Source organism: Bradyrhizobium frederickii (assembly GCF_004570865.1).
GTDB classification, from domain to species: Bacteria; Pseudomonadota; Alphaproteobacteria; order Rhizobiales; family Xanthobacteraceae; genus Bradyrhizobium; species Bradyrhizobium frederickii.
This window is the reverse complement of the sequence record NZ_SPQS01000034.1, coordinates 17,171-38,987: the sequence shown is the minus strand read 5'-3', so window position 1 is coordinate 38,987 and position 21,817 is coordinate 17,171. Positions and strand designations below refer to the sequence as shown.

General features: G+C 64.7%; 18 protein-coding genes. 13 read left to right on the top strand and 5 right to left on the bottom strand.

The window, feature by feature from the left end; translation table 11 throughout:
- Positions 1 to 8: 8 nt before the first annotated feature.
- The 3 genes from E4K64_RS35295 (at position 9) to E4K64_RS35285 (ending at position 3,942) form a co-directional block, all read left to right on the top strand.
- A complete protein-coding gene (locus E4K64_RS35295) occupies positions 9 to 1,190 on the top strand; it encodes an MFS transporter (RefSeq protein WP_167772423.1) in 1,182 nt (393 codons plus the stop codon).
- Positions 1,191 to 1,200: 10 nt separating this feature from the next.
- On the top strand, positions 1,201 to 2,235 hold the full coding sequence (locus E4K64_RS35290) for an aldo/keto reductase (protein WP_135167389.1): 1,035 nt from the start codon (positions 1,201 to 1,203) through the stop codon (positions 2,233 to 2,235).
- 120 nt (positions 2,236 to 2,355) lie between these two features.
- Positions 2,356 to 3,942: an amidase family protein gene (locus E4K64_RS35285; protein WP_135167388.1), complete on the top strand. Its 1,587-nt coding sequence runs from the start codon at positions 2,356 to 2,358 to the stop codon at positions 3,940 to 3,942.
- A 183-nt stretch (positions 3,943 to 4,125) separates the two neighbouring features.
- Here the strand turns inward: E4K64_RS35285 and E4K64_RS35280 are convergent, their stop codons facing one another.
- Both E4K64_RS35280 and E4K64_RS35275 read right to left on the bottom strand, forming a co-directional pair.
- Positions 4,126 to 4,926, bottom strand: coding sequence for an SDR family NAD(P)-dependent oxidoreductase (locus E4K64_RS35280; protein ID WP_135167387.1), 801 nt, complete (start codon positions 4,924 to 4,926; stop codon positions 4,126 to 4,128).
- Between the two features lie 72 nt (positions 4,927 to 4,998).
- Positions 4,999 to 5,577 carry a TetR/AcrR family transcriptional regulator gene (locus E4K64_RS35275; protein WP_135167386.1) on the bottom strand — a complete coding sequence of 193 codons (579 nt, stop codon included), beginning with the start codon at positions 5,575 to 5,577 and terminating at the stop codon, positions 4,999 to 5,001.
- Positions 5,578 to 5,784: 207 nt separating this feature from the next.
- Here E4K64_RS35275 and E4K64_RS35270 point away from each other — a divergent pair, with 207 nt between their 5' ends.
- The 6 genes from E4K64_RS35270 (at position 5,785) to recQ (ending at position 15,540) form a co-directional block, all read left to right on the top strand.
- A complete protein-coding gene (locus E4K64_RS35270; RefSeq protein WP_135167385.1) occupies positions 5,785 to 6,888 on the top strand; it encodes an efflux RND transporter periplasmic adaptor subunit in 1,104 nt (367 codons plus the stop codon).
- On the top strand, positions 6,888 to 9,998 hold the full coding sequence (locus E4K64_RS35265) for an efflux RND transporter permease subunit (protein ID WP_135167384.1): 3,111 nt from the start codon (positions 6,888 to 6,890) through the stop codon (positions 9,996 to 9,998). The genes E4K64_RS35270 and E4K64_RS35265 overlap by 1 nt, the downstream gene beginning before the upstream one ends.
- 231 nt (positions 9,999 to 10,229) lie before the next feature.
- Positions 10,230 to 11,531, top strand: a complete 1,302-nt coding sequence (locus tag E4K64_RS35260; RefSeq protein ID WP_135167383.1) for an O-acetylhomoserine aminocarboxypropyltransferase/cysteine synthase family protein — start codon at positions 10,230 to 10,232, stop codon at positions 11,529 to 11,531.
- A 12-nt stretch (positions 11,532 to 11,543) separates the two neighbouring features.
- Positions 11,544 to 12,542, top strand: coding sequence for a homoserine O-succinyltransferase MetA (metA, locus tag E4K64_RS35255; RefSeq protein WP_135167382.1), 999 nt, complete (start codon positions 11,544 to 11,546; stop codon positions 12,540 to 12,542).
- 106 nt (positions 12,543 to 12,648) lie between these two features.
- On the top strand, positions 12,649 to 13,395 hold the full coding sequence (locus E4K64_RS35250; protein ID WP_135167381.1) for a polysaccharide deacetylase family protein: 747 nt from the start codon (positions 12,649 to 12,651) through the stop codon (positions 13,393 to 13,395).
- A gap of 279 nt (positions 13,396 to 13,674) precedes the next feature.
- Positions 13,675 to 15,540: a DNA helicase RecQ gene (recQ, locus tag E4K64_RS35240; protein ID WP_135167379.1), complete on the top strand. Its 1,866-nt coding sequence runs from the start codon at positions 13,675 to 13,677 to the stop codon at positions 15,538 to 15,540.
- Between the two features lie 208 nt (positions 15,541 to 15,748).
- Here recQ and E4K64_RS35235 read toward each other — a convergent pair whose 3' ends face one another.
- The gene (locus E4K64_RS35235; RefSeq protein ID WP_135167378.1) at positions 15,749 to 16,765 is read right to left on the bottom strand and encodes a 1-aminocyclopropane-1-carboxylate deaminase; all 1,017 of its coding nucleotides are present in this window, start codon (positions 16,763 to 16,765) and stop codon (positions 15,749 to 15,751) included.
- 159 nt (positions 16,766 to 16,924) lie between these two features.
- Between E4K64_RS35235 and E4K64_RS35230 the strand changes: the two genes are divergently transcribed.
- From E4K64_RS35230 to E4K64_RS35220, 3 genes are all read left to right on the top strand, one after another.
- On the top strand, positions 16,925 to 17,389 hold the full coding sequence (locus E4K64_RS35230) for an Lrp/AsnC family transcriptional regulator (RefSeq protein WP_135167377.1): 465 nt from the start codon (positions 16,925 to 16,927) through the stop codon (positions 17,387 to 17,389).
- Positions 17,390 to 17,557: 168 nt separating this feature from the next.
- Entirely contained in the window at positions 17,558 to 18,715 is a 1,158-nt protein-coding gene (locus E4K64_RS35225; RefSeq protein ID WP_167772425.1) for a PLP-dependent cysteine synthase family protein, read from the top strand.
- Between the two features lie 107 nt (positions 18,716 to 18,822).
- Positions 18,823 to 19,383: a carboxymuconolactone decarboxylase family protein gene (locus tag E4K64_RS35220; protein WP_135167375.1), complete on the top strand. Its 561-nt coding sequence runs from the start codon at positions 18,823 to 18,825 to the stop codon at positions 19,381 to 19,383.
- Between the two features lie 45 nt (positions 19,384 to 19,428).
- On the opposite strand, the gene E4K64_RS35215 is transcribed toward E4K64_RS35220, so the two are convergent.
- Positions 19,429 to 20,301, bottom strand: a complete 873-nt coding sequence (locus tag E4K64_RS35215; RefSeq protein ID WP_135167402.1) for a hypothetical protein — start codon at positions 20,299 to 20,301, stop codon at positions 19,429 to 19,431.
- A 215-nt stretch (positions 20,302 to 20,516) separates the two neighbouring features.
- Between E4K64_RS35215 and E4K64_RS35210 the strand changes: the two genes are divergently transcribed.
- Positions 20,517 to 20,762: a hypothetical protein gene (locus E4K64_RS35210; RefSeq protein WP_135167374.1), complete on the top strand. Its 246-nt coding sequence runs from the start codon at positions 20,517 to 20,519 to the stop codon at positions 20,760 to 20,762.
- A gap of 1 nt (position 20,763) precedes the next feature.
- Here E4K64_RS35210 and E4K64_RS35205 read toward each other — a convergent pair whose 3' ends face one another.
- Positions 20,764 to 21,699, bottom strand: coding sequence for an alpha/beta hydrolase (locus E4K64_RS35205; protein ID WP_135167373.1), 936 nt, complete (start codon positions 21,697 to 21,699; stop codon positions 20,764 to 20,766).
- Positions 21,700 to 21,817: the final 118 nt, after the last annotated feature.

Below are 21,817 nucleotides of genomic sequence, written 5' to 3'. Positions count from 1 at the left end.
AGCCACGCATGCCTCCCGCCGTTCTAGCTCTCACCGCCGGTGCCTTCGGCATCGGCACCACTGAATTCATCATCATGGGCCTGTTGCTCCAGGTCGCGGCCGACATGCATGTCTCGGTGCCTGTCGCAGGCCTGCTCATCTCCGGCTATGCCCTCGGCGTGTTCGTCGGTGCCCCGGTGCTGACGCTGGCGATGCGGCGAATGCCGCGGAAAGCAGTGCTGCTGGCGTTGATGGCGGTCTTCACGCTCGGCAATGCGGCCTGTGCGCTGGCGCCCACTTACGAATTGCTGATGGCGGCGCGGGTGCTGACCTCGCTCGCCCACGGCACGTTCTTCGGCGTCGGCTCGGTCGTCGCCACCAGCCTCGTCGCCGAGGACAAGCGCGCCTCCGCGATCGCCACCATGTTCATCGGCCTGACGGTGGCGACCCTTCTGGGCGTGCCCTTCGGCGCCTGGTTCGGTCTGATGCTCGGCTGGCGCGCGGCATTCTGGGCGGTGACGGCCATCGGCGTGATTGCGTTCGCGGTGGTCGCCGTGCTCGTCCCCGGTCACGTCGGCCGTGGCGACAAGCCGGTCTCGCTCGCCGACGAGGCCGCGGTGCTCGGCCGTCCGCAGGTCCTGCTCGGCCTTGCCATGACCGTGTTCGGCTTCGCCGGCCTGTTTGTCGTGTTCACTTACATCCAGCCGATCCTGACGCGCTTCACCGGCTTTTCGGAGGCCGCGGTGTCGCCGATCCTGCTGGTGTTCGGCGTTGGGCTCGCGATTGGCAATGTCGCCGGCGGCAAGCTCGCCGACCGCGGTCTTGCGCGCGCCCTGATCGGCACGCTCGCCGCGCTCGCCATCGTGCTGCTCGGCCTTGCTGCGGTGCTGTCGGCCAAGATCCCCGCGATCGTGCTGATCCTGCTGCTCGGCGTCGCCGCTTTCGCAACCGTCGCGCCGCTTCAGCTTCGCGTGCTGGAAGCTGCCGGTCCCAGTGGCCGCACGCTCGCCTCCAGCCTCAACATCGCCGCGTTCAATCTCGGCAACGCGCTCGGCGCCTGGGCCGGCGGCGTCACCATCGATCGCGGGTTCAGCCTTTCCGCGCTGCCGCTGGTCGCGTCCGGCATCACCGCGATCGGCCTCGTGCTGGCGCTGTGGAGCCTTCAGCTCGACCGCAGGCAGGCCGTCGTTGCGGCGTGCCCGGCGGAATAGGAGAGCGATCATGGAATACCGCAATCTCGGCGCTTCCGGGCTCAAAATTCCCGTCCTCAGCTTCGGCACCGGCACGTTCGGCGGCCAAGGCCCGCTGTTCTCCGCCTGGGGACGCAGCGGCGTCGAAGAGGCCCGCCGGCTCGTCGATATCTGCCTCGAAGCCGGCGTCAATCTGTTCGACAGCGCCGACGTCTATTCGAACGGCGCCTCCGAGGAGATTCTCGGTGCTGCGATCAAGGGCCGCCGCGACAAGGTGCTGATCTCGACCAAGATGAGCCTGCCGATGGGCGAGGGGCCGCACGATGCCGGCTCGTCGCGGCAGCGACTGCTGACCTCGGTCGACGCGGCGCTGCGCCGGCTTGGCACTGACCACATCGATCTGCTTCAGCTCCACGCCTTCGACGCCTTCACGCCGATCGAGGAGGTGCTGTCCACGCTCGATACGCTCGTGCGCGCCGGCAAGCTGCGCTATGTCGGCGTCTCTAATTTCGCCGGCTGGCAGCTGATGAAGTCGCTCGCCATTGCGGACCGGCATGGCTGGCCGCGCTATGTCGCGCACCAGGTCTACTACTCGCTGCTCGGCCGCGACTACGAGTGGGAGCTGATGCCGCTCGCGCGCGACCAGGGGGTGGGTGCGCTGGTGTGGAGTCCGCTCGGCTGGGGCCGCCTTACTGGAAAGATCCGGCGCGGCCAGCCGCTGCCGCCGAACAGCCGCCTGCACGCGACCGCACAGTTCGGTCCGCCGGTGCGCGAGGAGACGCTCTACGCCGTCGTCGACGTGCTGGACGCGATCGCGATGGAGACCGGCCGCACCGTGCCACAGGTCGCGATCGCCTGGCTGCTGAGCCGCCCCACGATCGCCTCCGTCATCATCGGCGCTCGCGACGAAGCGCAGCTGCGCGACAATCTCGGCGCAGTAGGCTGGCCGCTGAGCGCGGATCAGATCAAGCGTCTCGACGACGCCAGCGCGGTGATGCCGCCCTATCCCTATTACCCCTATCGCATCCAACAGGGCTTTGCCCGGCTGAATCCGCCGCCTGTTTAGGCCAGGGACGCAGGCAATTCGTCGCATCGGTGTACCGTCGCAATGCGTCATGCAGAAACGCGGCTGTACACGCCTCATCGTCGTCCGTAACCTCCGCCGCACAATTTCAGGAGATGCGACGTGGCGAAGAAGACGGCAACCAAGAAGAAAAGTGCTTCCAGGAAAGCGGCAACGAAGACGAGCAAGAAGGCATCGAGCAAGAAGACCTCAGCCCGAAAGGGCGTCGCTGCGAAAACGATCAAGCCAGCCAAGAAGGTCGCCGCGCGCAAATCGACTGCGGCACGCCGTCCCAAGGGGTCGATCTGGCAATGGTCGGCGGTCGAGACCGCCGCTGCGATCCGCTCCGGCGCGATCTCCGCAACCGAGACCGTCGAGGCGCATCTCGAACGGATGCGCGTGGTCAATCCGAAGCTGAATGCCGTCGTCGTCGATCTCTCGGAGGAGGCGCTGAAGGCGGCGCACGCCGCGGACAAGCAACGCGCCAAGGGTGGTGCGCTCGGCCTTCTGCATGGGGTGCCCATCACGATCAAGGAAAACGTCGATTACCAGGGCCGGCCGAACTTCAACGGCGTGCCCGCCAACAAGGACCTGATCGCGCCGTCGGATGCGCCCGTGGTGCGCAACCTGAAGAAGGCCGGCGCCATCGTCATCGGGCTCACCAACACGCCGGAATTCTCCTTTCGCGGCTTCACCGACAATCCGCTGCACGGGCTGACGCTCAATCCCTGGGATCCCGACATCACCTGCGGCGGCTCGTCGGGCGGTGCGGGTTCGGCGGTCGCCGCCGGCATCGGCACCATCGCCCACGGCAACGACATCGGCGGCTCGCTGCGCTGGCCTGCGCATTGCAACGGCGTTGCCACCATCAAGCCGACGCAGGGCCGCATCCCCGCCTTCAACGGAAGCGCAACGGCCGAGCGGCCGATGTTGGCGCATCTGATGTCGGCGCAGGGGCCGCTCGCCCGCCATGTCGCCGACGTCCGCCTCGCGCTGGAGGCGATGAGCCAGCGCGATCCGCGCGATCCCTGGTGGGTGCCGGCACCGCTGATCGGACCCAAGCCGAAGGGGCCGATCAAGGTCGCGCTGGCGAAGATCCCCGAGGACATGGACGTCGATCCCTCTGTCGCCGCGGCGCTGCGCCAGGCCGCCGATCATCTCGAACGCTCCGGCTATCGCGTCAGCGAGGTCGAGGTGCCCGACATCAACGGCGTCTGGCAGACCTGGTGCGACATCATCACCAACGAGACGGTGATGATGCAGGAAGCCGCCATGCTGAAGGTGACCTCGGAGGACTTTCACAAGGCCTGGGGCGGCATGAAGGCCAAGGCCAACGTGCTCGATCTCAAGGCCTGGATGCAGGCGACCGCCGCGCGCAACGGCCACATCCGCGCCTGGCAATTGTTCTTCGAGGACTATCCGGTCGTGCTGGCGCCGACCACGGTGAAGCCGACGCCGGGCCCGCGCGAGGACGCCGTCAGCGCCGAGCGCGTGCGCGAGATCTTCTGGGGCGAGATCCGCTTCATCTCGGCGATCAACGTGCTCGGCCTTCCCGGCGCCGTGGTGCCTGTGGCCCTCCACGACGGCAAGCCAATCGGCGTGCAGCTCATTGCCGGGCGCTATCGCGAGGATCTTGCGCTCGATGCCGCTGGCGCGATCGAGAAGCGGGTTGGCGTGCTCACGCATCGGCTGTGGGAGAAAATGGGGTAGGGCGATGATCTTACCCCTATCTCCTTGCGGGAGAGGGTGGCTCGCGGGCGGCGTCTCGGCAAGCTGAAGCTCTGCTGCGCTGAAGAGCTAGATCGAGACAGTCGCATATGTCGGTTTAGCCGCGTCCGAACCACGTGGGTAGAACGCGGGTCGACAAGCGCCCACATGCCGCCGCTCTAGGCGTTAGGCGTCCATTATCCTCTTCATCGTGGCCCTTTGCATTGATCGCGGCGTCAAACGATTTGAAAAGGCAGCCATCTTGTTCGACAGGCCTGCGATCACGGTGTCCTTTCCTTGCATGAGCGCCCGAATGCCGCTCGTGGCGACCGGACGCGGCTTCATGGTGAGGAGCCGAAGCAAGCCCGATGCGGTTGCGCCGGCTGCCGCATCAAAGCCTGTCGCCGTGTGTCCCGGGCAAAGACTGGTCACGACCACACCATGTGGGCGGAGTTCGTCATGCAGGGCCTCGCCAAAGGCCAGCACGTAAGCCTTGGTCGCCGCATAGGCCGCATAGCTGGGAACGGCCTGGAAGGCCAGGAGGCTGGCGATCAGAAGGATATGTCCGGATCGCCGCTGAGCCATGTCGCGGCCGAATAGATAGGTCAGCTCTGTGAGCGTGGTGATGTTGAGCTGGATCATGTTCGCGGTCTGCTCGATCGGCGTGTCCAAAAAATCGCCGTGCAAGCCGAAGCCGGCATTGTTCACCAAAATGTCGATCGTCACGGACCTCGCGTCGAGACTGCTTTTCAAGCGGCTGGCCGCGTCCGGCGCGGCAAGATTGATCGCCTCGACCAGCACATCCACCCCGTATTTGCTGCGGAGATCGGAGGCAAGCTTGTCCATCGCCTCCCGCCGTCGAGCCGCCAAGACGAGATTGACCTTCTGCGCTGCCAGGAGATCTGCGAATTCGAGGCCGAGGCCACTCGACGCCCCCGTGACCAGCGCCCATTTTCCGGCGAAGCTATCCGTTGCTTCTTTCGACATCGTTCTCTTCTCATCTATCTGGAGTCAGCGAGTGGGCTCTCGCCCATTCAATCGGAACACCGGCCCATCCACTCAAGCGGCTGCGGTGTCGCGAACCTGCTCGGCCGCGGCATCCAACAGCGCCTGAGCCAGATCGGGGTCGTTGACGACGCGCGACAGCGTCACCGCGCCGATCATCGTCGCGAGGATGGCCATGGCCTTGCCGCGCGAGGCCTCCTCGCCGGTTCCGGCTAGGAAGCGGCTGAGCACGTCGAGATGCGCCTTGATCCCCGCTTCGAATTCTGCCTTCACCTCGGGGCCTTGTCGGGCGGCATCTGCGCCGAGCGCCACGATCGGGCAGCCGTCCATCCTTTCTCCGCGATGGTCGCCACTGAGGTAAAACGAGATTACCGCGCCGAGCGGATCATCGGGATGTGCCGTGGCCGCGTCGGACCATCGGCGGGACGCGCTTTCCAATGCGCGCCTGGACGCCTCGACCGCCAGATCCTCTTTCGAAGCGAATTGCTTGTAGAAGGCACCTTGGGTGAGGCCGGCTCCCTTCATCAGATCTTTGAGGCCGATGCCATCAAAGCCGCGCTCCCTGAAGAGGCGACTGGCCACATTGATCACGGTTTGACGGTTCTCGGCTGCCTGAGTGCGACTCACTCGCATCGTGGACCTCCATTTGGATTTCGTTTGACCTCTATAACAAGTATAGAGTTCAACTGCAATCTATCAGCTTCAGGAATTTGACCGCTGCCCGAGGAAAACCCCCGCTCGGGGGATCACGCTCCCGTTATCCGCCGCAATTTAGATTGCGAACGAAATCTAATCTATGTATAGAGTTCGTATGTAATCTAACTCTCGATGGAGACGGCCATGAAAAGGGGTGTTGCGGTGCTCGCCGGTATTCTGATTCCGGCGGGGGTGGCGACTTTCGTTGCTCTTGCGATTCCCGCCCATGAAGCTTCCGCAGTTAGCGACCCCAGGCAGGAGCCACCGATGGTCCGTCTGGTGACCCCCAATCGGGTCGGCGGATCTGAACGCGGTTTTACCGGGACCATCGGCGCGCGCGTGGAAAGCAATCTCGGCTTTCGCGTCGCCGGGAAGATCGTCGAACGACTCGTGAATGTCGGCGAGCAGGTCAAATCCGGCCAGCCGCTGATGCGGATCGACGAAACCGATCTCCGTCTCGCGCTCACCGCGAAGCGCAACGCCGTTGCCGCTGCGCGCGCAATTGTCGTGCAGACCGATGCCGACGAGCGGCGCTACGCCAATCTGATGAACGACGGATGGACGTCAAAGCAACGCTACGAGCAGGCGAAGGCCGCATCAGACACCGCCAAAGCGCAGCTTGCCGCGGCGGAAGCCGATGCAGGGGTTGCCGAGAACCAGGCGACCTATTCCGTCCTGGTTGCTGATGCCGACGGAACGGTCACCCAGACGCTTGGTGAGCCCGGACAAGTCGTCTCCGCCGGCCAGGCTGTCGTTCGGCTGGCACAGTCTGGTCCTCGCGAAGCCGTGGTGGCACTTCCAGAGACGATCCGGCCGGCGATCGGTTCGCTCGCGGAGGCCAGTCTGTATGGAAGCGACGGACGCCGCCATACCGCACATCTTCGTCAGTTGTCGGATTCCGCCGATCCGCAGACGCGGACCTATGAGGCCCGCTACGTGCTCGATGGTGAGGCCGCGGCGGCGCCGCTTGGCGCGACGGTCACCATTCGGCTTGCAAGCCAGGACAGTCAACCGGAAGTCCAGGTGCCGTTGGGAGCCGTGCTCGACGACGGCAGAACGACCGGCATCTGGGTCTTCGACGGTGCGACCTCGACCGTACGCCTGCAGCCCGTCAAGCTTCTGCGTGCGACCAGCGAGACGGCCGTTATCTCCGGATCGAGGTCCGGTGACCAGATCGTTTCACTCGGCGCTCATCTCCTGCACGAAGGTGCCCACGTCAGGACTGCCGCGGACAGCAGGAGCAACTGATGAGCTTCAATCTTTCCGCGCTCGCCGTTCGCGAGCGGGCCGTCACCCTGTTCTTCATCCTCCTGCTGGCGGCCGCGGGCGCCTACGCCTTCTTCAAGCTCGGACGGGCCGAAGACCCGTCCTTCACCATCAAGACCCTGACGGTAACCACCGTGTGGCCGGGTGCCACCGCACGCGAGATGCAGGACCAGGTCGCCGAACCCCTGGAGAAGCGGATTCAGGAGCTGACCTGGTACGATCGGGTGGAGACGACGACGCGGCCCGGCTATGCCTACATGACGGTGACGCTGAAGGACAGCACGCCGCCATCGAGCGTGCAGGAGGAGTTCTATCAGGCCCGCAAGAAGCTGGGCGATGAAGCGCGCAAGCTGCCCTCTGGCGTGCTCGGCCCCTTCGTCAATGATGAATATTCGGATGTGAGCTTCGCGCTTTATGCGCTCAAGGCCAAGGGCATGCCGATGCGCGAGCTCGCAAGGCAGGCCGAGGTCATTCGTCAAGATCTCCTGCACGTGTCCGGCGTCAAGAAGATCAACATCCTCGGCGAACGCCCCGAACAGATCTTCGTCGAGTTTTCCTTTGCCAAACTGGCAACTTTGGGCGTGTCGGCAACGGACATCGTTGCTGCCTTGCAGCGGCAGAACACGGTGACACCGGCAGGCTCGATCGACACCAAGGGCCCGCAGGTTTTCATCCGCGTCGACGGCGCTTATGACAGTGTCCAGGCGATCGCCGACACGCCGATCGTCGCTGCCGGGCGGACGCTGAAGCTGTCCGACATCGCCGAGGTCCGCCGCGGCTACGAGGATCCCCCCACCTACATCATCAGGCACCAGGGTGAGCCCACGATCATGCTCGCGGCGGTGATGCAGGAGGGCTGGAATGGTCTGGCGCTCGGCAAGGCGCTGGAGGAGAGGTCCGCGGCGATCGCCCGGACGCTGCCGCTCGGGATGACCCTGGCCAAGGTCAGCGACCAAGCCGTCAACATCACCTCGGCGGTCGACGAATTCATGATGAAGTTCGCGATGGCGCTCGGCGTGGTGCTGCTGGTGAGCCTGCTCAGCCTCGGCTGGCGCGTCGGCATCGTCGTCGCGGCGGCCGTGCCCCTGACGCTCGCCGTCGTGTTCCTGATCATGCTGGAGACCGGCCGGTTCTTCGACCGCATCACGCTCGGCGCTTTGATCCTGGCACTCGGTCTCCTCGTCGACGACGCCATCATCGCCATCGAGGTGATGGTCGTGAAGATGGAAGAGGGCATGGACCGCATCTCGGCGGCCGCCTATGCGTGGAGCCACACCGCGGCACCCATGTTGTCCGGAACGCTGGTGACGATCGCGGGCTTCCTGCCGGTGGGTTTTGCCCGCTCGACGGCCGGTGAATATGCCGGCAACATTTTCTGGGTCGTGGGGTTCGCCCTCATCGTCTCCTGGATCGTCGCGGTGATCTTCACGCCGTATCTTGGCGTCAAGATGCTGCCCGCGATCAAGCCGGTCGAAGGCGGTCACCATGCGATCTACGGCACGCCCAACTATCAGCGCCTGCGAGGCGTGATCACCCTCGCCGTCCGCCATAAATTCCTGACCTGCAGCATCGTCGCCGTCGCCTTCGCGCTTTCCGTCGTCGGCATGGGTGGTGTCAAGCAGCAGTTCTTTCCGACCTCTGACCGCCCGGAAGTGCTGGTGGAGGTTCGTCTGCCTGAGGGCACCAGCATCGAGACGACGACGGCCACTGTCGAGAAGCTCGAGGGTTGGCTGCACGATCAACCCGAGGCCAAGATCATCACCAGCTATGTCGGCCAGGGTGCGCCGCGCTTCTTCTTCGCGATGGCGCCCGAGCTGCCCGATCCGGCCTTCGCAAAGATCATCGTCCTGACGCCTGACGCGGAAGCGCGCGAGGCTTTGAAGCACCGGCTCCGACAAAGCGTGTCGCAGGGCCTTGCACCCGAGGCCAATGTGCGCGTCACCCAACTCGTGTTCGGACCTTATACGCCGTTCCCGGTCGAGTTTCGTGTGATGGGGCCGGATCCCGCGCAACTGTACGCCATCTCTCAAAAGGCTCTCGAAGTGATGCGTGGCGTTCATGACGCGCGGCAGGCAAATCGGGATTGGGGCGATCGCACACCTGTGCTTCGCTTCGTGCCGGATCAGGATCGACTGAACCTGATCGGCCTTTCGCCGGCCGAGGTCGGTCGCCAGCTCCAGTTCCTGCTCACCGGCATCGCCGTGACGCAGGTCCGCGAGGACATCCGCAATGTCCCCATCGTGGCACGCAGCGCGGGTGGCGAGCGGCTCGATCCGGCGCGTCTGGCGGATTTCTCATTGATGAGCCGCGACGGCCGCGCGATTCCGCTCGACCAGGTCGGTCATTCGGAAATCCGACTCGAAGAGCCGATCATGAAGCGGCGCGATCGCACCCCCGTCGTCACCATACGCTCCGACATCAATGAGGCGACCCAACCTCCGGAAGTCTCCAAGGAGATCAAGACAGCCCTGCAGCCCCTGATCGCATCCCTTCCGGCCGGCTATCGTATCGAGCTGGGTGGATCGATCGAGGAAGCAACCAAGGCCAACGACGCGCTGGCGACGATCTTCCCGGCCATGATCGCCGCGATGCTGATTGTCGTCATGCTGCAGGTGCGGTCCTTCTCGACGATGGCGATGGTCGTCCTGACAGGACCGCTCGGCCTAGTCGGTGTCGTGCCGGCACTGCTCATCTTCAACCAGCCGTTCGGATTCAACGCGATCCTGGGCCTGATCGGACTGGCGGGCATCCTGATGCGCAACACGTTGATCCTGACCGAACAGATCAAGGAGAATCTTGCCGCGGGCCTTGACGACTATCACGCCGTCATCGAAGCCACGGTGCAACGCACGAGGCCGGTGATCCTGACCGCCTTGGCTGCCGTGCTGGCCTTCATCCCGCTCACCCATTCCGTGTTCTGGGGATCGATGGCCTACACGCTGATCGGCGGCACTGCGCTCGGAACGGTTCTGATCTTGCTGTTCCTTCCTGCGCTCTATGCCGCGTGGTTCCGCATCAAGCCGACCGCAGACGATATGCATGAGGCTTCGCGCGAGAAGCCGGACCTGCAAGCGGCATTGGCTGCAGAGTAAGGCTCCGTTGATCCCATGGAGGATCGGTGGCCGACATCGCCGCCGCTGATTGATTAATGCAATTTAACCCGAATTCCGGCCAATTCGCCAATAACGGTTAGGGTTACTTCCTCGATCTCTAAGCGAATTATTGTCCGCTTTACCACCCGCCTCTAACAGAGGGACGGCGGACAACGCACATGCCTCATTCTAGGCCAATAAGTGCGGACCGCTCCACGCGGAGGTGGCACGATGCGCAACGAGACGATCGCTATTCACGCCGGCTACGAGCCCGAAGCGACCACGCACGCGGTTGCCGTGCCGATCTACCAGACCGCGGCCTACGCCTTCGACAGCGCCGATCACGGCGCGGCGCTCTTCAATCTCGAGGCCGAGGGCTTCCGCTACAGCCGCATCGCCAATCCGACCAGCGCGGTGCTGGAGAAGCGCATCGCCCAGCTCGAAGGCGGCGTCGGCGCGCTCGCGGTCGCGACCGGCCAGGCGGCCCTGCATTTCGCCTTCGTCAACGTCGCCGATCACGGCGGCAACATCGTTTCCGTGCCGCAGCTTTACGGCACCACGCATACGCTGCTCTCGCACATTCTGCCGAGGCAGGGCATCACCGGCCGCTTCGCCGAGAGCGACAAGCCGGAGGCGATCGAGAAGCTGATCGACGAGAACACCCGTGCGGTGTTCGCCGAGACCATCGGCAATCCCGCCGGCAATGTCTGCGACATCGAGGCGCTGGCCAGAATCGCGCACGCGCATGGCGTGCCGCTGATCGTCGACAACACGGTCGCAACCCCGATCCTGCTCAAGCCGTTCGACTACGGCGCCGACATCGCCGTGCACTCGCTGACCAAGTTCCTGGGCGGTCACGGCACCACGCTCGGCGGCGCCATCGTCGATTCCGGCAACTTCCCCTGGGCCAAATATGCCGAACGTTTCCCGGCCTACAACAAGCCCGATGCGTCCTATCACGGCCTCGTCTATGCCGAGCGATTCGGCCGTACCGCCTACATCGAGCGGGCGCGCAGCGTCTATCAGCGCACCATGGGCTCGGTGCTGTCGCCGTTCAACGCCTTCCTGCTGCTCCAGGGCATCGAGACCGTGGCGCTGCGCATGGAGCGTCATGTCGAGAACGCCCGCAAGGTCGCCGAATTCCTCCGCAAGGATGCGCGCGTCGCCTGGGTCAACTACACCGGCTTTGCCGACAGTCCCTATTATCCGCTGGTGCAGAAATATCTCGACGGCAACGCCTCCTCGCTGTTCACCTTCGGCATCAAGGGCGGCATGGAGGCCGGCAAGACCTTCTATGATGCGCTGAAGCTGATCACCCGCCTCGTCAATATTGGCGATGCCAAGTCGCTGGCCTGCCATCCGGCCTCGACCACCCACCGCCAGATGTCGGCGGAGCAGCAGCGCCTTGCCGGCGTGCTGCCGGAGACCATCCGGCTCTCGATCGGCATCGAGCACGTCTCCGATATCATCGAGGACATTGACCAGGCGCTGGACAAGGCCTGCCGGTCGGCGCGCCTCGAGGCCGCGGAGTAGGCCGCCTCGCCAATGACGATCTTGATCGACAGGGATCAAGTCATCTCGGGCCCGGCATTGGTGCCGACCGAGCGCGATCTCGCGCGCGATCACGGCGCCGAGCTCACGATCGGGCTCGTCAACAACATGCCGGATCCGGCGCTGAAGGCGACCGAGCGGCAGTTCATGAAGCTGCTCCAGGCCGCAGCCGGCCCGTGCCGCATCCGCTTCCACTGCTTCTCGCTTCCCAGCGTGAAGCGTTCGCCGGAAGCGAAGTGGCATGTCGAGAGCGAGTATTCCGACGTGTCTGACCTCAAGCGCCGGAAATTCGACGGCTTGATCGTGACGGGCGCGGAGCCGGTCGCAGCCGAGCTCGACCAGGAGCCGTACTGGCGCGACCTCACCGAGCTGATCGACTGGGCCAAGGCCAACACGCGCTCGACGATCTGGTCGTGCCTTGCCGCGCACGCGGCGGTGCTGCACCTGGACGGCATCGTACGGCGGCGGCTGCCGGGCAAATGCCACGGCATCTTCGATTGCGACGTGGTGACGCGCGATCCGCTGACGCGCACCGCGCCGGCGCCGCTGAAGGTCTCGCATTCGCGCCTGAACGAGATCGTGGAGAGCGACCTGGTCCAGGCCGGTTATCAGGTGCTGACGCGCTCGGCTCAGGCGGGCGTCGATGTCTTCATTCGCCAATATGCCAGCCGCTTCGTATTCTTCCAGGGCCATCCGGAATACGACGCGCTGTCGCTCCAGCGCGAATATCTGCGCGACGTCGGCCGCTATCTGGCGCGGGAGCGCGAGAACTATCCGCGCCTGCCCGTGAGCTATTTTGACGCAGCGACGGAAGAGAAACTGGCCCGCTTCCAGAAGAAGGCGGAGCACCAACGCCATCCGGCGCTCACCAACGAGCTGCCTGGACTGAATTTGCGCGCTGATATCGGTGCAGGCAGCGCGGCGGCAGTGCTTTTTCGCAATTGGTTGCGGTACCTCAGCGTGGAAGCCGGTGGGTCGGTCTCCGCGGGCTAGCCGATGGATATTGATTCCGCGTTAGGATTACCCAAGCGTTAGGCTTGCCTCACTAGGCGCGCGAATGTTTCAGTGCGGACATACGTCAATTACGGGAAACGCAGTCGTGTGGTCGGCACTCCAGGGACGCGTGAGCAATCGGCTGGCCCGGCATTTCCGCGCCGCGCCGCACCGGCTGCCTGCGTCGCATATGCCGATCGTGAGCTTCACCTTCGACGATGCTCCCGACAGCGCCGCAGGCGAGGGCGCCGAGCTTCTTGAGAGGCATGGCGGCCGGGGCACGTTCTATCTCGCCGGTAGCCTGATCGGTCAGTCGTCGGACCACTGGCATGGGTTGTCGGACGACGCGATCGTGCGGCTGCATCGCGCCGGTCATGAGATTGCCTGCCATACCTTCTCGCACAAGAGCTCGGCCAATCTCGACGAGGCCGCCATGGCGCGCGAGATCGAGCGGAACCGCTCGTATTTTCGCGCGATCGATTCCTCCATCAGGCTGGAGAACTTCGCCTATCCCTATGGGCTTGCCTCGGTCTGGCGCAAGCCGCAGCTCGCCAAGGCCTTCCGTTCGGCGCGCGGCATTCTTCCCGGCGTCAACAGCGGCGTCATCGACCTCCAGTTCCTGCGCGCTTCGCCTTTAATCGATCGCGAGATCGATAAAGCGGGCGTCGATCGCTATTTCGACGAGGCGGTCGCGAGTGGCGGATGGCTGATCTTCTATGGTCACGACGTCGCGAGTGCGCCGAGCCCCTATGGCTGCACTCCGGACCTGATGCGTCACGCGCTTGAGGCCGCCGGAGAGCGCAACATGCCGATCGTGACGGTCGCAGAGGCCTTGCGGAGGATTGGGGCTTAGCTCTTCACCTCTCCTCGCTTGCGCGGGGCAATCCCATTTGAGCATTCAGCAGAGGTCGTCATGCCCGGGCTTGTCCCGGGCAGCCACGTTCTCCGTGCTGCGTGGAAGGACGTGGATGGCCGGGACAAGCCCGGCCATGACGCTGTGGGTGCTGCCTGTGCCCAGTCCTATATGCGATTCCGCTACCACTTGCCGGAGCGAGAAGTTGGACTTGCCACGCCCCCCGCCGCCATGCGACTGGCCTTGTGACAATCTCACGGCCCAGGTTCCAGCTCCCTCATGTCCGTTCCCTCCACCGCCCCGCTGCCTGCGCCGGCCAACGGCCGCGACGCGTTGTCGGTGCTGCATTCGGTGTTCGGCCTGCCGGGTTTTCGCGGCGCCCAAGGCGAGATCATCCGGCATGTCACGGACGGCGGCAATTGCCTGGTGCTGATGCCGACCGGCGGCGGCAAGTCGCTGTGCTATCAGCTCCCCGCATTGCTGCGCGAAGGCTGCGGCATCGTGGTGTCGCCGTTGATCGCGTTGATGCGCGACCAGGTCGCCGGGCTGATCGAGGCCGGCGTCAACGCCGCCGCGCTGAACTCGTCGCTGACGCCGCAGGAGGCCTCCGATATCGAGCGCCGCCTGCTCGCGGGCGATCTCGATCTGCTCTATGTCGCGCCGGAACGCCTGGTCACGCCGCGCTGCCTGGCGCTGCTGGCGCAAGCGAAGGTGGCGCTGTTCGCGATCGACGAGGCGCATTGCGTCTCGCAATGGGGCCATGACTTCCGGCCCGAATATGTCGGCCTCTCCATCATCGCCGAGCGCTTTCCCGGCGTGCCGCGCATCGCGCTGACCGCGACCGCCGACGAGCTGACGCGCAAGGAGATCGTCGCGCGGCTTCAGCTCGCGGATGCGCCGCAATTCGTCTCGAGTTTCGACCGGCCCAACATCCGCTACGAGATCGTCGACAAGCGCAACGCGGTGTCGCAGCTGAAGGAGTTCATCCGGGAGCGGCATGCGGGCGATGCCGGCGTGGTCTATTGCCTGTCGCGCAACCGCGTCGAGGAGGTCGCCGCCGCGCTTCAGGACGCCGGCGTTGCGGCGTTGCCCTACCATGCCGGGCTCGACGGCAGCGTGCGCTCGCGCAACCAGGACCGCTTTCTCAACGAGGACGGCATCGTCATCGTTGCGACCGTCGCCTTCGGCATGGGCATCGACAAGCCCGACGTGCGCTTCGTCGCCCATCTCGACCTGCCCAAGAGCATCGAGGCCTATTATCAGGAGACGGGCCGCGCCGGCCGCGACGGCAAGCCGTCGGCGGCCTGGATGGCCTATGGGCTCTCGGACATCGTGCAGCAGCGCCGCATGAACGACGAGTCCAGCGCCTCCGACGAATTCAAGCGGGTCTCGATCGGCAAGCTCGATGCGCTGGTCGGCCTTGCCGAGACGCCGCACTGCCGGCGCCGGCGGCTGCTCGCCTATTTCGGCGAGATCCTGATGGGCGAGAGCTGCGGCAATTGCGACAATTGCCTGACGCCGCCGAAGATGCGCGACGGCAAGGTGCTGGCGCAGAAGCTGTTGTCCTGCGTCTATCGCACCGGGCAGCGCTTTGGCGCGATGCACCTGATCGACGTGCTGGTCGGTCGCCTGACCGAGAAGGTGACGCAGTTCGGCCACGACAAATTGTCCGTGTTCGGCATCGGGCGCGAGCTCAACGAAAAGCAGTGGCGCACCGTGCTGCGGCAGTTGGTGGCGATGGGCCATTTGCAGAGCGACAGCGAAGCGTTCGGTGCGCTGAAGCTGACCGAGACCGCGCGCGGCGTGCTGCGCGGCGAAACCGAAGTGTGGCTACGCGAGGAAGCGCCGGGCACGCGCATTCGCGCAAGCCGCGGCAAGTCCCGCCGCGGCGACCTTGCGCCCGCCGCCAACGCCGCGCCAGGCGATGTCGATCCCGAGCTGCGCGCGCGGCTGCGCTCGTGGCGTTCGGAGGTCGCGCGCGAGCGCGGCGTGCCGGCCTATGTGGTGCTGCACGATGCCACCATCGACGGCATCGTCCGGGCCTGGCCGACGACACTCGACGAGCTCCGCAACATCCCCGGCATCGGCGACAAGAAGCTGGAGCATTACGGCGACGAGCTGCTGCAGATCGTCAGGACGCGATAGTCCGTCAATAACTCAGCCGTCATCCCGGATCTGCGCGCCCAAGGCGCGCGCAGATCCGGGATCCATACCGCGTGATCTATCTTGAGGCAGTCGAGGAGACGTTCTTCGCCAAACATCTCCCTGTGATTATGGGTCCCGGATCAGCGCTTCGCTTCGCTGCGCTTGTCCGGGACGACAGCTGTGTACAAGGCGAGAGCTACGCCTTCACTCACCCATTCCTGAACGCATAAGCATAGCCGTTCAGCGCGGGGGCGCCGCCGAGATGGGCGTAGAGGATCTTCGCGCCCTTCTCGAAATAGCCCTTCTTCGCCAGATCGATCAGGCCTTGCATCGACTTGCCCTCGTAGACGGGGTCGGTGATCATGCCTTCGAGACGCGCGCTGAGGCGGATTGCCTCCTTGGTCTCTTCCGAGGGCACGCCATAGGCGGGATAAGCGTAGTCTTCGATCAGCACGACGTCGTCGGCGACGAGCTCCTTGCCTAGCTCGACGAGCTCAGCGGTGTTCTGCGCGATCTCGAGCACCTGCGCTTTGGTCTGCGCCGGCGTGAACGAGGCGTCGATACCGATCACCTTGCGGGCGCGGCCATCGGCGGCAAAGCCGACCAGCATGCCGGCATGGGTCGAGCCGGTCACGGTGCAGACGATGATATAGTCGAACTTGAAGCCGAGCTCGGCCTCCTGCTTGCGCACTTCCTCGGCGAAGCCGACATAGCCGAGCCCGCCATATTTGTGCACGGAGGCACCCGCGGGAATGGCGTAAGGCTTGCCGCCCGCGGCCTTCACCTCCTCGATCGCCTGCTCCCAGCTCTTGCGGATGCCGATGTCGAAGCCGTCGTCGACCAGACGCACGTCGGCGCCCATGATGCGCGACAGCATGATGTTGCCGACGCGGTCATAGACGGCGTCCTCGTGCGGCACCCAGGCTTCCTGCACCAGGCGGCACTTCATGCCGATCTTGGCCGCGACCGCGGCGATCATACGGGTGTGGTTCGACTGCACGCCGCCGATCGAGACCAGGGTGTCGGCGTTGGAGGCGATCGCATCAGGGATGATGTATTCGAGCTTGCGCAGCTTGTTGCCGCCATAGGCGAGGCCGGAATTGCAGTCCTCGCGCTTGGCATAGATCTCGACATTGCCGCCGAGATGCTTGGACAGCCGCTCCAGCTTCTCGATGGGCGTCGGGCCGAAGGTCAGCTTGTAGCGCGGAAATTTGTCGAGCTTCATGGGGTCATCCCGATTGGCGTTGATGGCGGCAGCTGCCTAGCATCGCGCAAAAGAAATGTGCTCTCGAATATTGCGACCATATTGCGCCATGTATTGCAGTCGAAGCGCCTTTAGCTAATAATTCTTCCAGAAAATCGGCCAGTAATGGAAGTTTCATTCATGTCAGCCCGGCTCGACCGTATTGACCTTAAGATCCTGAGATTGCTGCAGAATAACGGCCGGCTCAGCAATGCCGAGCTGGCCGTATCAGTCGCGATCAGCCCCGCCACCTGCCATCGCCGTACCCAGCGCCTGTTCGAGGACGGGTTCATCGCGGCCGTCCGCGCCATGGTCGCCCCCAAGAAGGTGGCGAAGGGCACGCTCGTGATGGTCGGCGTCGTGCTCGACCGCTCCACACCGGAGAGCTTTGCCAGCTTCGAGCAGGCGATTGCCAGGCTGAAATTCGTGCTCGACTGCCACCTCGTCGCCGGCGACTTCGACTATTTCCTGAAGATCCGCGTCGGCGACATGGAGGATTTCAACCGCATCCACGGCGAGCAGCTCATAGCGCTGCCCGGCGTGCGCCAGACCCGAACCTTCTTTGTGATGAAGGAGGTCGTCGACAACGCGCCGCTGGAATTTTAAGCGCGGCACACAAGGCGCCCGCGTGCTAAAGCATGATCCGGAAAAGTGCGCAGCGGTTTTCCGAAAAGATCATGCTTAAACAACAACCTAAAGCGCGATGACGATTCATCCTAGTCGCATCGCGCTTTAGATGGACATCAGTTTTCAAGGAATCGCCTGGTCATGCCGATGGAGCCGCTTCCCTTCCGCCACCCGGCCGGGCCTGCCTATCGGCGCGGCTGGGTCGATGAGGCCGTGGCCGCGATCGAGGCCGACCAGTGCCGCACCGCCGATACGCATCTGATCCGGCTGATCGTGCCGGCGCTATCAGGCATCGACATCTATCTGAAGGATGAGTCCACCCATCCGACCGGCAGCTTGAAGCATCGCCTGGCGCGCTCGCTGTTTCTCTACGCACTCTGCAACGGTCACATCCGTGAAGGCACACCTGTGGTCGAGGCCTCGTCGGGATCGACTGCGGTGTCGGAGGCCTATTTCGCAGAGATGATCGGCGTGCCCTTCTACACCGTGATGCCGCGCACGACCTCGGCGGAGAAGATCGCCGCCATCGAACATTTTGGCGGCCATTGCCATCTGATCGACGACGGCCGGGCGCTGTATGCGGAAGCCGCCGCGCTCGCCTCGCGGCTGAACGGTCACTACATGGACCAGTTCACCTTCGCCGAGCGTGCCACCGATTGGCGCGGCAATAACAACATCGCCGAGTCGATCTTTACGCAATTGCAGGGCGAGCCGCGCCCGTTGCCGGATTGGATCGTGATGGGCGCCGGCACCGGCGGCACCTCGGCCACCATCGGGCGCTATTTGCGCTACCGGCAGTATCCGACACGGCTATGCGTTGCCGATGTCGAGCATTCCGCCTTCTTCGATTGTTTCCGCTCGCAGGACCGCTCGCATGTCTGCGACCGCCCGTCGCTGATCGAGGGCGTCGGCCGGCCGCGTTGCGAGCCCTCCTTCGTGCCTGAAGTGGTCGACCGCATGATGAAGATTCCGGACGTGGCCACGATCGCGGCGATGAACGTGTTGTCGCGCCGGCTGCGTCGCCCGGTGGGCGGCTCCACCGGCACCAATTTCCTGGCGCTGTGCCGGCTGGCCTCGGAGATGCGCCAGGCGAACGTCGCGGGGTCGCTGGTGACGCTGATCTGCGATTCCGGCGAGCGCTACCGGCAAACCTATTACGAGCCCGAATGGCTGAAGGCGCGCGGGCTCGATCCGGCGCCGTTCGAGGCGGCGCTGTCGTCGTTTCTCACGACGGGCGAGCCGTTGACGCTTGCCGTCGACGACGTCTTCAATCCGCAGAGCGTACGAAGTCCCGCCGCGTCATAGCAGCGTCTTCCTGCCGTTTTCCAAATTGGCACGACCGTCACGGCAACTTCACTTGCCCTGCGCACGCATGCAGGTGACGGTTGTGGTCTCAACGAGGAGATCCTGCCGTGCGCCTTCCCATTCTCGATCCCAAGGATCTGACTGGCGAACAGAAGCCGCTCTATGACGACATGCGAGCCGGCATCACCGACCATTTCAAGGGTTTTGTGAACATGCGCGACGACGGCGCGCTGCTCGGGCCCTGGAACCCCTGGATTCGCGAGCCGCGCTTCGGCGGGCCGGTGTGGGAGCTGGTCAAGGCGATCGCGTCGAACCCGCTGCTGCCGGCGCCGGTGCGTGAGGTCGCGATCCTCGTCACCGGCTCGCATTTCCGGTCCGGTTACGAGCTCTATGCCCACGTTCTGGTCGCCGAGCAGCGCGGTCTGTCCGACGAGAAGCTGGCGACCATCGTCGCCGGACAGCGGCCTGTCGATCTGACCAGGCAGGAGGCGGTCGCCTATGACATGGCCTCGGCCCTGGTCAGCGGTGGCGTGCTGCCGGAGCTGACCTATCGTGCGGCGGTGAAGGAGTTCGGCGAACACGGTGCGGCCGAGCTGTCCTATCTGGTCGGCGTCTACTGCATGGTCTCGGTCACGCTCAACACGTTCGACGTGCCGGTTCCGGATTAGCAGCGGCTTCGTTTCGTTTGAGCAGATCCTTTTCCGGGATCACGCTCAATTGCGCACGGCGTAGAGCGGTGTTCGCAGCGTCAGCTGATAGGACGGCTTCGGCGTCCAGGCGATCTGTGCGGTGATGCCGAACAGGCGGTTGTCGTTGTCGTCCATGCGATCAAGGTCGAGCCGCAGGATCGGCTGCGTGAAAGATTCCGCAAACGTCCGACCCGCCAGCTGCGCGCCGCCGAACGACTGCATGCCAACGCGCCCGGTGAACTTCCAATTGCTCGGCCATTGGTAATAGCCGCCGGCATAGAGGATCGTGTTCGGCCGGATGCTGGCGAACGGGCTGGCGATGGTGGTGTAGGTATGTTGCACGCCGGTCAGCCAGCCCCGCGTCTCGTCCTCGTCGAGCGCGTAGTCGAATTCCAGGATGTTGTTCAGCGAATTCGTCATGCCCTGCTCGTTCGGCACCGACTGCGTCAGCGTCGATTGCAGCGTGATCGTCGGGATCTTGCCGCCATTCTGCTGGTGGAGGTCGGCCTGCACGCCGATGTTCCAGCTGGTGATGTCGAAGGACGACCAGCCGCCGCCGATATCCGTCGTCGATCCGGACACGCCGCCATAGAGCGAGACACGGTCGGTGACGTCGACAGTCAGCGGCAGGTCAACGGCAATCGACTTCGCCGCCGGCAAGCCGTTCGGCAGCGTCGTGCTTCGTCGCGCCGCCAGGGCTTGGAACGCGGCCGACAGCGAGGTGTTGCCGAAGCCGAGCCCGAGCGTGCCTGCGGGGATCGTCGCGTAGCTGGTGCGGAGGTCGAGGTAGATGTTCGGAACAGTCGGCTTTGCCGGTGCGTCCTCGTCCGCCTCGGCGGAGAAGGCCGCGCTTGCTGAAACCGTCACGCAGGCCAGCCCCAGCGCGACGGCGCGCAAAGCCGGACGATGCGGTGGGTTACGAGTTGACACGTGACAATCCGACGCGTGAGGCTCTGGTGGCGGAAGCGCACGCTAGATGGAACGTGATCGCTCCCGCGGTCAAGCGGTATCCGTAAACGATGGACTGTATCGACGCACGCGGCTACCCTGCCGTGACTGCACCGACACTCTCGCCGGCCAGAGTGCAGGCCAGACAACGGAGGACGACAGCCATGACCACGTCACGCCGCATCCTGCTCGCCGGAATGGCGGGGCTCGCCCTCGCTCCGACCGCTGCGGCGGCCGCACCGGCGCCAGTGGTCGATGATGTGACGGTTGCCGAAGAACGCTTTGCGCGCATGATTGCCGCAGCGCATGCGCCCGACGTCACCTGCGCCCGCCAGGCGGAGCGTTATGCGGACGCGCATTGGCCTGACTATGTCATGGCGGCCAGGGCCGTGCTCGGCGCGCGCGTGTGATCTACCTCTCCACCGCTCGCCGCACCTGCTCGCCGATCTGCGACAGCACGAGCTGAGCCTGCGGCAGGATCGCGCCCATGGCGTGGAAATTGTGAACCATGCCGTCGTGGCAGACATGCTCGACGGCGACGCCCGCGGCGAGCAGCTTGCGGGCATAGGCATTGCCTTCATCGCGCATCGGGTCGTACTCGGCGGTGTGGATGATCGCGGTCGGCAGGCCCGTGAGCCGGGTGGCGCGCAGGGGAGACACGCGGGGGTCGGCGGTGTCGATGCCCTCGGGCAGATAGTCGGAAAGATCGGCCTCGATCGTGACGCGATCGATCAGATGACCCTCGGCAAAGGCCTCGCGCGACGGCGAGGTTTCCTCGAAATCCAGCACCGGGCAGATCAGGCATTGCGCGGCGATGGCAAGGCCCGCGGTCTGCGCCGCCTCCTGGCATACGATCGCAGCGAGCGTTGCACCGGCGGAATCGCCGCCGACCACCAGGCGGTCCGGGTCGATCCCGAGCGATGCGGCCTCGCGCGCGACCCATTCGGTGGCGGCGATGGCATCGTCGACGGCGGCAGGAAATCTGTGCTCCGGCGCGAGCCGGTAGTCGACGGAAACGAGGCGGCAGCCGGTGGCATGCGCCAGCGCCGCCGCGATGCGATCATGCGTGGCGATGCCGCCGGCGACGAGGCCGCCGCCATGAAAGAACACGAAGCCCGGTGCAAGCTCGTCGGCATTTGCAGGCGTGTAGAGGCGATAGGGCACCTCGCCGTCGCGGCCGGGCAGCACGCCGTCGCGCGTCGTCACATCCGGCGCATCCGCACGCGCGAACTGCATCAGCTTGGCCAGCGATTGCCGCCGCGCCTCCACGCTCGGCCGGCTTTTCGCCTGCGGCGCAGCCGCGGCCATCATGGTCAACAAGCGCTTTGCGAGCGGATCGAGCGGCATGGCAATCTCCGTATCATCGCCCGTATTATAGCCTGTTTGGCGCGTTTTACCCTCCAGGGGAGGGTGCAGGTCCGGCAGCAAATCGTTTAGAAATTGGGACAATAGTGCCCGGATATTT

Bases quoted from the DNA above. Each gene is read 5' to 3' on its own strand.
- E4K64_RS35235 (WP_135167378.1), bottom strand. From the start codon at position 16,765: ATGAAGCTCGACAAATTTCCGCGCTACAAGCTGACCTTCGGCCCGACG.
- E4K64_RS35260 (WP_135167383.1), top strand. From the start codon at position 10,230: ATGCGCAACGAGACGATCGCTATTCACGCCGGCTACGAGCCCGAAGCG.
- E4K64_RS35210 (WP_135167374.1), top strand. From the start codon at position 20,517: ATGACCACGTCACGCCGCATCCTGCTCGCCGGAATGGCGGGGCTCGCC.
- E4K64_RS35280 (WP_135167387.1), bottom strand. From the start codon at position 4,926: ATGTCGAAAGAAGCAACGGATAGCTTCGCCGGAAAATGGGCGCTGGTC.
- E4K64_RS35230 (WP_135167377.1), top strand. From the start codon at position 16,925: ATGTCAGCCCGGCTCGACCGTATTGACCTTAAGATCCTGAGATTGCTG.
- E4K64_RS35270 (WP_135167385.1), top strand. From the start codon at position 5,785: ATGAAAAGGGGTGTTGCGGTGCTCGCCGGTATTCTGATTCCGGCGGGG.
- E4K64_RS35205 (WP_135167373.1), bottom strand. From the start codon at position 21,699: ATGCCGCTCGATCCGCTCGCAAAGCGCTTGTTGACCATGATGGCCGCG.
- E4K64_RS35265 (WP_135167384.1), top strand. From the start codon at position 6,888: ATGAGCTTCAATCTTTCCGCGCTCGCCGTTCGCGAGCGGGCCGTCACC.
- E4K64_RS35295 (WP_167772423.1), top strand. From the start codon at position 9: ATGCCTCCCGCCGTTCTAGCTCTCACCGCCGGTGCCTTCGGCATCGGC.
- E4K64_RS35225 (WP_167772425.1), top strand. From the start codon at position 17,558: ATGGAGCCGCTTCCCTTCCGCCACCCGGCCGGGCCTGCCTATCGGCGC.
- E4K64_RS35275 (WP_135167386.1), bottom strand. From the start codon at position 5,577: ATGCGAGTGAGTCGCACTCAGGCAGCCGAGAACCGTCAAACCGTGATC.
- E4K64_RS35290 (WP_135167389.1), top strand. From the start codon at position 1,201: ATGGAATACCGCAATCTCGGCGCTTCCGGGCTCAAAATTCCCGTCCTC.
- recQ (WP_135167379.1), top strand. From the start codon at position 13,675: ATGTCCGTTCCCTCCACCGCCCCGCTGCCTGCGCCGGCCAACGGCCGC.
- metA (WP_135167382.1), top strand. From the start codon at position 11,544: ATGACGATCTTGATCGACAGGGATCAAGTCATCTCGGGCCCGGCATTG.